The following is an 8,726-nucleotide window of genomic DNA, read 5'->3' as shown; positions in this document are numbered from 1 at the left end:
CGGCGCGGCGGGTGCGTGGACGGCGGGTGCGGTACGTGATCGGGGACGAGCCCGGTCAGGTCAACGGGATGCGATGGTGCCGCGGAGCGGTGTCGTAGGTGAGGTATGCCCGGACGGGGCCGCCGCTGCTCGCGCAGTCGCCGCCGTTCCCGCTCCGGACCGGTGCGGTTCTTTTTCCGGACCGTCCTGCCCTCCCCACGACGCACACGGTTCCCTGAGTCCGTCGTTTCCCGAGGAGTCGAACTTTCGTGTCAGACACACCAGATCTGCCGGGTTTCTTTGTTCCTGATCCCGAAGGTCTCTCGCCCACCGTCGAGGGCTACTTCGGCGAGTTCGGCGGCACCTTCATCCCCGAGGCGCTCGTCGCCGCCGTGGACGAGGTCGCCGTCGAGTACGCGAAGGCGAAGCACGACCCCGCCTTCGCCGCCGAGCTGAACGAACTGATGGTCAACTACACCGGCCGGCCCAGCGCGCTGACCGAGGTCCCGCGATTCGCCGAACACGCCGGTGGCGCCCGGGTGTTCCTCAAGCGCGAGGACCTGAACCACACCGGCTCGCACAAGATCAACAACGTGCTGGGGCAGGCGCTGCTCACCAAGCGCATGGGCAAGACCCGCGTCATCGCAGAGACCGGCGCCGGTCAGCACGGCGTGGCCACGGCCACCGCGTGCGCGCTGTTCGGTCTCGAATGCACCATCTACATGGGGGAGATCGACACCGAGCGGCAGGCGCTGAACGTCGCCCGGATGCGCATGCTCGGCGCCGAGGTCATCCCTGTGCTGTCCGGCAGCCGCACGCTGAAGGACGCGATCAACGAGGCGTTCCGTGACTGGGTCGCCAATGTGGACCGTACGCACTACCTGTTCGGTACGGTCGCAGGACCGCACCCCTTCCCCGCGATGGTCCGCGACTTCCACCGGGTGATCGGCGTCGAGGCCAGGCGGCAGATCCTGGAGCGCGCAGGGCGGCTGCCCGACGCGGCCATCGCCTGTGTGGGCGGCGGATCCAACGCGATCGGGCTGTTCCACGCGTTCATCCCCGACGCGGACGTACGGCTGGTGGGCTGCGAGCCGGCCGGTCACGGCATCGAGAGCGGCGAGCACGCGGCGACCCTGACCGCGGGCGAGCCGGGCATCCTGCACGGGTCGCGCTCGTACGTACTCCAGGACGAGGAAGGCCAGATCACCGAGCCGTACTCGATCTCGGCGGGCCTCGACTACCCGGGCATCGGCCCCGAGCACGCGTTCCTCAAGGACAGCGGGCGCGGCGAGTACCGGGCCGTGACCGACGACGCGGCCATGCAGTCACTGCTGCTGCTGTCGCGTACGGAGGGGATCATCCCGGCCATCGAGAGCGCGCACGCGCTGGCCGGAGCCATCGAGGTGGGCCAGGAACTGGGGAAGGACGGCCTGATCGTCGTCAACCTCTCCGGGCGCGGCGACAAGGACATGGACACGGCCGCCCGCTACTTCGGGCTGTACGACGGGGAGGGCACCAAGTGAGCGGGAACATCGAGCTGTTGAGTGAGTCGCTCGCGAGTGCCAGGAGCGAGAACAGGGCGGCGCTCATCGCCTACCTGCCCGCCGGTTTCCCCACGACCGACAGCGGTATCGCCGCGATGAAGGCCGTGTTCGACGGGGGCGCCGACATCCTGGAGGTCGGGCTCCCGCACAGCGACCCGGTCCTCGACGGACCTGTCATCCAGACCGCCGACGACATCGCGCTCAAGGGCGGGGTGAAGATCGCCGACGTGATGCGTACGGTCCGTGAGGTGCACGCGGCGACCGGAAAGCCGGTCCTGGTCATGACGTACTGGAACCCCATCGACCGCTACGGCGTCGAGCGCTTCACCGCGGAGCTGGCCGAGGCGGGCGGCGCCGGGTGCATCCTGCCGGACCTGCCCGTGCAGGAGTCGGCGGTATGGCGCGAGCACGCGGAGAAGCACCGGCTCGCCACGGTCTTCGTGGTGGCGCCGAGCAGCAAGGACGAGCGGCTCGCCAAGATCACGGCGGTGGGCAGCGGCTTTGTGTACGCGGCTTCGCTGATGGGCGTGACCGGCACCCGCCAGTCGGTGGGCCTCCAGGCCCAGGACCTGGTGGAGCGGACCAAGGCGACGACCGCCCTGCCGGTCTGTGTCGGGCTGGGGGTCTCCAACGCGGCGCAGGCGGCCGAGGTCGCCGGATTCGCCGACGGTGTGATCGTCGGCTCGGCCTTTGTGAAGGCGCTGCTCGACGCGCCCGACGAGGCGGCGGGGGCCGAAGCCGTACGGGCCCTGGCGGGCGAGCTGGCAGCGGGCGTTCGTAAGCGCTGACCGTTCGAACGCTGACCGTGAGCGCCGACCGTGAGCGCTGACCGTATGCGCTGCCCGTCAGCGCTGAGCGTTCGAGCGCCCGCGGATGGCATGACACGTACGGGTGGTCCTCGGGCCGGGGAGGTGTTCCGCACCTCCCCGGTTCGTTGCTGTGGGCGTGAGCCAGAAGAACCGTGAGGCAAACCGGAGCGCGAGAGAGCGGCTCCAGCAAGAACGAGCAGCACACGCGTCGAGCGAGAGGCGCAAACGCGTCCTGGTCGCGTCAGGGGTGGTCGTCGGCGTGCTCGCCGCTGCCGCCGGCATCGGGGCACTCGTCAACAACATGCGCGCCGACAAGGCGGCGAGCGCGGCAGGCGCGGTGCTCGCACCGTCCGGCGCCCAGGGCGAGGACCAGCTCGCGATCCCCGTGGGCGCGGCGGACGCGCCGTCGACGCTCACGGTGTGGGAGGACTTCCGCTGTCCGTCCTGCCGCATGTTCGAAAGTGAGTACCGCAAGACGATCCATGAGCTGGAGCGGGCCGGGGCGGTCAGGGTCGAGTACCACCTCGCCACGATCATCGACGGCAACATGGGCGGCAGCGGCTCCCGGCACGCGGCCAACGCCGCCGCGTGCGCGCAGGACGCCGGCAGGTTCCTCCCGTACCACGATGTGCTGTACGACAACCAGCCCAAGGAGACCGAAGACCCCTTCGCCGACGACAGCCACCTGCTGGCGCTGGCGGGCAAGGTCGAGGGCCTGGAGTCGTCCCCCGGCTTCAAACAGTGCGTGCGGGGCGGCGCCCACAACGACTGGGTGGCGAAGTCCGCCGAGAAATTCCGGACGGGTGGCTTCAGCGGGACGCCGACGATTCTGCTCAACGGGGAATCGGTGCTGCCGCAGAAGGGCTCGGAGAACATTTCCCCGGCCAATCTGAAGAAGTGGGTCACCCAGGCCAACAAGGGCAAGAAGCTGGGCACGGCACCGCCGGAGAACCCGCCGGTGGGCTGACCTGTCGGGCCGGTGGAGCGGCCCCGGCGGCGGCCCCGGCGGCCGGTCCGCCGCGTCCCCGGGGCAGCCTCGGCACCGGGGCGCAGCCAGGGCTTCCGGCCCACCTCGTTACCCAGACGTTGCCGGGCGGATTGCGTCTCGTCCCGCCCGGCACGGTAGCGTCGGTGCTGCCATGGAACTTGCCTACATTCCCAGCCCGTCCACCGGAGTGCTCCATCTCGGACCCATTCCGTTGCGCGGCTATGCGTTCTGCATCATCATCGGTGTCTTCGTCGCCGTCTGGTACGGCAACAAGCGCTGGATCGCCCGGGGCGGCAAAGCCGGCACCGTGGCCGACATCGCCGTATGGGCGGTGCCTTTCGGCCTGGTCGGCGGGCGGCTCTACCACGTCATCACCGATTACCAGCTCTACTTCAGCAACGGTGAGGACTGGGTCGACGCCTTCAAGATCTGGAACGGCGGCCTCGGCATCTGGGGTGCGGTCGCGCTGGGTGCCGTGGGTGCCTGGATCGGCTGCCGCAGGCGCGGTATCCCGCTGCCTGCCTGGGCGGACGCGCTCGCTCCCGGACTCGCCATCGCGCAGGCCATCGGTCGCTGGGGCAACTGGTTCAACCAGGAGCTGTACGGCAGGAAGACCGATGTGCCGTGGGCGCTGAAGATCACCGCGGGCCCGAACAGGGAAGCGGGTCTCTACCACCCGACGTTCCTGTACGAGTCGCTGTGGTGCGTGTTCGTCGCCCTCCTGGTCATCTGGGCCGACCGCAAGTTCAAGCTCGGACACGGACGCGCCTTCGCGCTGTACGTCGCCGCCTACTGCTTCGGCCGGGCCGGCACCGAGTGGCTGCGGGTCGACGAGGCGCACCACTTCCTGGGCATCCGGCTGAACGACTGGACCGCCGGGATCATCTTCGTCCTGGCCGTCGTCTACATGATCGTCTCGTCGAAGATGCGGCCGGGCCGCGAGGAGATCGTCGAGCCTGAGCCCGCTCCGGCGCCCGAGGACGCCGACGGTTCCTCGAAGGGTGCGGACGACTCCGAGGGCGCGGAGGGGTTGAGTGATTCCGACGGCTCGTCCACCGGCTCGGAAGAGCCCGAGGACGAGGGCGGCGGCAATGCCGTGAAGACGCGCAAAGTCGTGAAGCAGGAGACGGCGGAGGACAGCGCAGGGGCTTGACGCCCTGAGCAGAGCTGAACGTCAGGTCAGGAGGCGGGCCGCCGGACCCCTTGGGGGGAACCGGCGGCCCGCCTCCTGTCTGGTGGCCGTGCGGGTGGGCGTCCGGGCGGCTCTCCGGGCGGTACGCGGGTCAGTCCCGTACGGCGAGCGAGACCGTACGGCGGGCGGCCGCCACGATCGCCGCGTCCACGAAGCGCCCGTCGGACAGCGCGAGCGCACCCGCGTCCCCGGCCGCCGCTTCGAGGATCTCCTCGGCGATCACCAGTTCCTCCGGGCTCGGCAGGTAGGCCCGCTCGATGACCGGAAGCTGGCGCGGATGGATGGCCGTCCGGCCGAGGAAACCCAGCGCCCTGCCGTGCGCACAGGAGGCGGCGAGCCCGTCCAGGTCCCTGACGTCCGGGAACACCGACTGGACCGGCGGCGCGAGACCCGCGGCGCGCGCGGCGACCACGACCCGGCCGCGCGACCAGTCGAGGCCGGCGTCGTCCCGTACGCCCAGATCCGCGCTCAGATCCGCCTCACCGAGCGCGATGCCCCGTACGGCCGGATGGGCCGTCGCGACGGCGTACGCGTGCTCGACGGCCGACGCCGATTCCAGCAGGGCGTACAGCGGTACGTCGGGAGCGCGCGCCGCGACGCGGTGGATGTCCGACGCGTGCGTGATCTTGGGCAGGCGCAGTGCTGACAGGCCGGGCAGACCGGCCAGCGAGGTGAGGTCCCGCTCGTCGCCGATACGGACATGGACGGGGGGAGCGGCGGGGATTCCTGTCGGTCCCGCGAGGAGTTCGACGGTGGCGTCCAGCGCGTATGCCCTGCGGTGCGGCGCCACCGCGTCCTCCAGGTCGACGATCACGACATCGGCGCCGGACCCGAGGGCCTTCGCGACCACCTCCGGGCGGTCACCGGGTACGTACAGCCAGGTCAGCGGCGTGGTCACAGCGTGCCCTCCGAGCGGAGCGCGCTGATCTCCGGTACGGAGAGACCCAGCTCGGCCAGGACCGAATCCGTGTCGGCGCCATGGGCCCGGCCCGCCCACCGGATGGCGCCCGGCGTCTCCGAGAGCCGGAACAGGACGTTCTGCATGCGCAGCGGCCCCAGATCCGGGTCCGGCACCTCGGTGACGGTGTCCAGCGCCTGGTACTGCGGATCGGCCATCACGTCGCGGACGTCGTACACGGGCGCGATCGCCGCCTCCGCCTTCTCGAAGGCGGCCATGGCCTCGGCGCGGGTGTGCCGGGCGATCCAGCCGCCGACCGCCTCGTCCAGCACATCGGCGTGTTCGGCGCGCCCGCTGCCCGTGCCGAACCACGGCTCACCGGCCAGCTCGGGCCGTCCGACCAGCCGCATGACACGTTCGGCGATCGACTGGGCCGAGGTGGAGACGGCGAGCCACGAGCCGTCGGCGGTGCGGTAGGTGTTGCGGGGGGCGTTGTTGCGCGAGCGGTTGCCCGTACGGGGCTGGACGTAGCCGAGCTGGTCGTACCAGAGCGGCCCCGGGCCGAGCACCGTCAGGATCGGCTCGATGATCGCCAGGTCGACCACCTGCCCGCGCCCGGTGGCGTCCCGGCCGCTCAGCGCGGTCATCACGGCGTACGCGGTGGCCAGCGCGGCGATCGAGTCGGCCAGACCGAACGGCGGCAGCGTCGGGGGACCGTCCGGCTCGCCCGTCATGGCGGCGAAGCCGCTCATCGCCTCGGCGAGCGTGCCGAAGCCGGGGCGGTGGGAGTACGGGCCGAACTGGCCGAAGCCGGTGACCCTGGCGAGGACCAGCCGGGGGTTGGCCGCGGACAGTTCGGCCCAGCCGAGGCCCCACTTCTCCAGCGTGCCGGGGCGGAAGTTCTCGATGACGACATCGGCGTCGGCGGCGAGGCGCAGGAGGAGATCGCGCCCGCCCGGCGTGGACAGGTCGAGGGTCATGGTGCGCTTGTTGCGGCCGAGCAGCTTCCACCACAGGCCCACGCCGTTCTTGGACGGGCCGTGGCCGCGCGAGGGGTCGGGGCGGGTGGGGTGCTCGACCTTGATGACGTCGGCGCCGAAGTCACCGAGCATGGTGGCGGCGAGCGGCCCGGCGAAGAGCGTCGCGAGGTCGAGGACGCGCAGGCCGGCGAGCGGGGGCGGCGGTGTCGCCGGTGTGTTTTCCGCTGTGGTTTCCGTGGTGTTTTCCGCTGTGTTCATGAGGCCTCGATCTCGGGGCGGTACGGCATGGAGGTGGAGGCGCCGGCGCGCTGGACGCAGAGCGCGGCGGCCTTCGAGGCCCAGCCCATCGCCTCGGCCATCGGCCGGCCCTCGCCCAGCGCGACGGCGAGCGCGCCGACGAAGGTGTCACCCGCCGCCGTGGTGTCGACGGCCCTGACCCGGGGTGCCGTGACCATCAGGGGCTCGGCGCCCCTGGCCGCGTACAGGCTCCCGGCGGCGCCGAGCGTGATCACGGCCTCGGGCACCTGGCGGAGCAGCGCCTCGGCGGCCGCATGCGGATCGGCGACCCCGGCGATGGCCGCGGCCTCGTGTTCGTTGGGGACCAACAGGTCGGTCACCGCGAGCAGTTCGGGCGGCAGCGGCTGTGCGGGGGACGGCGTGAGCACGGTCCGCACACCATGCCGGCGGGCGGCTTCGGCTCCGGCGAGTACCGCGCTGAGCGGGAGTTCGAGTTGGAGCAGCAGCGCGCCGGCGCTCGCGATGAGCGCCTCGTCGCCGGGGCCGAGTCCGGTGACCGTGCCGTTCGCGCCCGGGATGACGACGATGGCGTTGCCGCCCTCGTCGTCGACGACGATATGGGCCGTGCCTGAAGGGCCTTCGGCGGTGCGCAGCAGATCGGTGTCGACGCCGGAGGCCGCGAGTGTGTCCCGTAGCTCGGCACCGAAGACATCGGCGCCGACCGCCCCGATCATCGCCACCTCACCGCCCGCGCGCGCGGCGGCGACGGCCTGGTTGGCGCCCTTGCCGCCGGGAATCGTACGGAACTCGCGGCCGGTGACGGTTTCCCCGCGCCCCGGGGCCCGTGCGACATAGGCGACAAGGTCCATGTTGGTGCTGCCGAGCACCACGATGCGGGTCATGTGCGGAACGCCTCCCTGTGGGTCAGTTCCCCGAGTGTGTCGAACCCCGTTCCGTCGAAACCGGCGACGGAGGTGGCCAGCCGGTTCTTCAGCGGAGCCGTCCACTGGTCGGGAAGCCTGTCCGGATGCCCGGTGAGCAGTCCGGCGACGGAGCCGGCGGTCGCGCCGTTCGAGTCGGTGTCCCAACCACCGGAAACGGCACGGCAGATGGAGCCTGCGAAATCGCCGTCGGCATGGGTGAGGGCGGCGGCGAGCAGTGCGGCGTTCGGGACGGCATGGACCCAGTGGTAGTGGCCGAGGGCGCGGTGGAGATCGTCAACGACCGCGTCGAAGCAGGTGTGTTCGCGGGCGGTCGAGATCCCCAGCCGGACGGCCTCGGCCAGCCGGGAGCGCGGGGGTACGACGCTCAGCCCGGCCCGCAGACAGCGGTGCACGTCGGCGCCGTCCGTGGCACCCGGCCCTTCGGGGCGGGATCCGGCCGCCGCGATGGTGGCAGCGACGAACATCGCGCCGTACACACCGTTGGCGGTGTGCGTCAACGCGGCGTCCCTGTAAGCCTGTTCGGCGGCGGCCCCCGGGTCGCCGGGACACGTCCAGCCGTGCACATCGGCACGGATCGCCGCCCCGATCCACTCCCGGAACGGGTTGTGGTGCCGCGCGGTGTGCCCCGGCTCCACACCGGCGAGGAGGTTGCGGTACGCGATGCGCTCGGCTGTGAACGTACGCCCCGCAGGCAACTCGTCCAGCCAGAGCCGTGCGACCTGATCGGTGCTGAAGTCCTTCCCGTGACGGCTGATCAGGATGAGTCCCAGCAAGGGGTAGTTGAGGTCGTCGTCCTCGGGCATGCCGTCGATGTTCTCGGCCAGCGAGGTCGTCGCCGAACGGCGGTTCCAGGGATAGGCGGCGGCGATGTCCGGCGGGAGGCCGCGCCCGGTGAACCACGTACGCAGGGGCCAGTTGCCCGTCGCCCGGCCGATGGCGCGGATACCGGCGAGCGGGAGCTTCTCGACTGGCTTGCCGAGCAGACACCCGGCGGCCCGGCCGAGCCAGGCGGCGTGCAACGCGTCGACGGTGACGGCGGGTTGGCTGCCCGAGGCGGACGGCCACTGGGGGCACGCCGCCCTGATCGCCTCGAACTCCGTCGGCTCGTCGGACGCCAACGGCGAAGGCATCAGGGCCAGTTCGTCCAGCAGCGCG

At 71.4% G+C, this 8,726-nt stretch carries 8 protein-coding genes and 1 pseudogene; 5 read left to right on the top strand and 4 right to left on the bottom strand.

Translation table 11 applies throughout. The annotated features are described in order from the left end of the window. From QR77_RS48395 to lgt, 5 genes and pseudogenes are all read left to right on the top strand, one after another. Window positions 1–98, top strand: a pseudogene (locus QR77_RS48395) (tryptophan synthase subunit(beta)); the annotation flags it as partial. Window positions 99–266: 168 nt separating this feature from the next. Next, the gene (gene trpB, locus QR77_RS08555; protein WP_040027550.1) at window positions 267–1,502 is read left to right on the top strand and encodes a tryptophan synthase subunit beta; all 1,236 of its coding nucleotides are present in this window, start codon (window positions 267–269) and stop codon (window positions 1,500–1,502) included. Beyond that, window positions 1,499–2,311: a tryptophan synthase subunit alpha gene (gene trpA, locus QR77_RS08550; RefSeq protein WP_040020700.1), complete on the top strand. Its 813-nt coding sequence runs from the start codon at window positions 1,499–1,501 to the stop codon at window positions 2,309–2,311. The genes trpB and trpA overlap by 4 nt, the downstream gene beginning before the upstream one ends. A gap of 157 nt (window positions 2,312–2,468) precedes the next feature. Next, the gene (locus QR77_RS08545) at window positions 2,469–3,299 is read left to right on the top strand and encodes a thioredoxin domain-containing protein (RefSeq protein WP_040027549.1); all 831 of its coding nucleotides are present in this window, start codon (window positions 2,469–2,471) and stop codon (window positions 3,297–3,299) included. A 172-nt stretch (window positions 3,300–3,471) separates the two neighbouring features. Next, entirely contained in the window at window positions 3,472–4,473 is a 1,002-nt protein-coding gene (gene lgt, locus QR77_RS08540) for a prolipoprotein diacylglyceryl transferase (RefSeq protein WP_078876552.1), read from the top strand. Between the two features lie 130 nt (window positions 4,474–4,603). On the opposite strand, the gene QR77_RS08535 is transcribed toward lgt, so the two are convergent. The 4 genes from QR77_RS08535 to QR77_RS08520 form a co-directional block, all read right to left on the bottom strand. Next, on the bottom strand, window positions 4,604–5,410 hold the full coding sequence (locus QR77_RS08535) for a CoA ester lyase (RefSeq protein WP_040020698.1): 807 nt from the start codon (window positions 5,408–5,410) through the stop codon (window positions 4,604–4,606). Then, window positions 5,407–6,648, bottom strand: coding sequence for a CoA transferase (locus QR77_RS08530; RefSeq protein ID WP_052488611.1), 1,242 nt, complete (start codon window positions 6,646–6,648; stop codon window positions 5,407–5,409). The genes QR77_RS08535 and QR77_RS08530 overlap by 4 nt, the downstream gene beginning before the upstream one ends. Then, the gene (gene rbsK / locus QR77_RS08525) at window positions 6,645–7,529 is read right to left on the bottom strand and encodes a ribokinase (protein ID WP_040020697.1); all 885 of its coding nucleotides are present in this window, start codon (window positions 7,527–7,529) and stop codon (window positions 6,645–6,647) included. The genes QR77_RS08530 and rbsK overlap by 4 nt, the downstream gene beginning before the upstream one ends. After that, window positions 7,526–8,726 (bottom strand): ADP-ribosylglycohydrolase family protein (locus QR77_RS08520; RefSeq protein ID WP_063798015.1); only part of this gene is annotated, 1,201 nt, incomplete at its 5' end. The genes QR77_RS08520 and rbsK, both read right to left, overlap by 4 nt.

It is taken from the genome of Streptomyces sp. 150FB, from assembly GCF_000818195.1.
In the GTDB taxonomy this organism is placed as follows: Bacteria; Actinomycetota; Actinomycetes; order Streptomycetales; family Streptomycetaceae; genus Streptomyces.
Note: the sequence above shows the minus strand (reverse complement) of the source record. Positions and strands in the feature narration are given on the sequence as shown.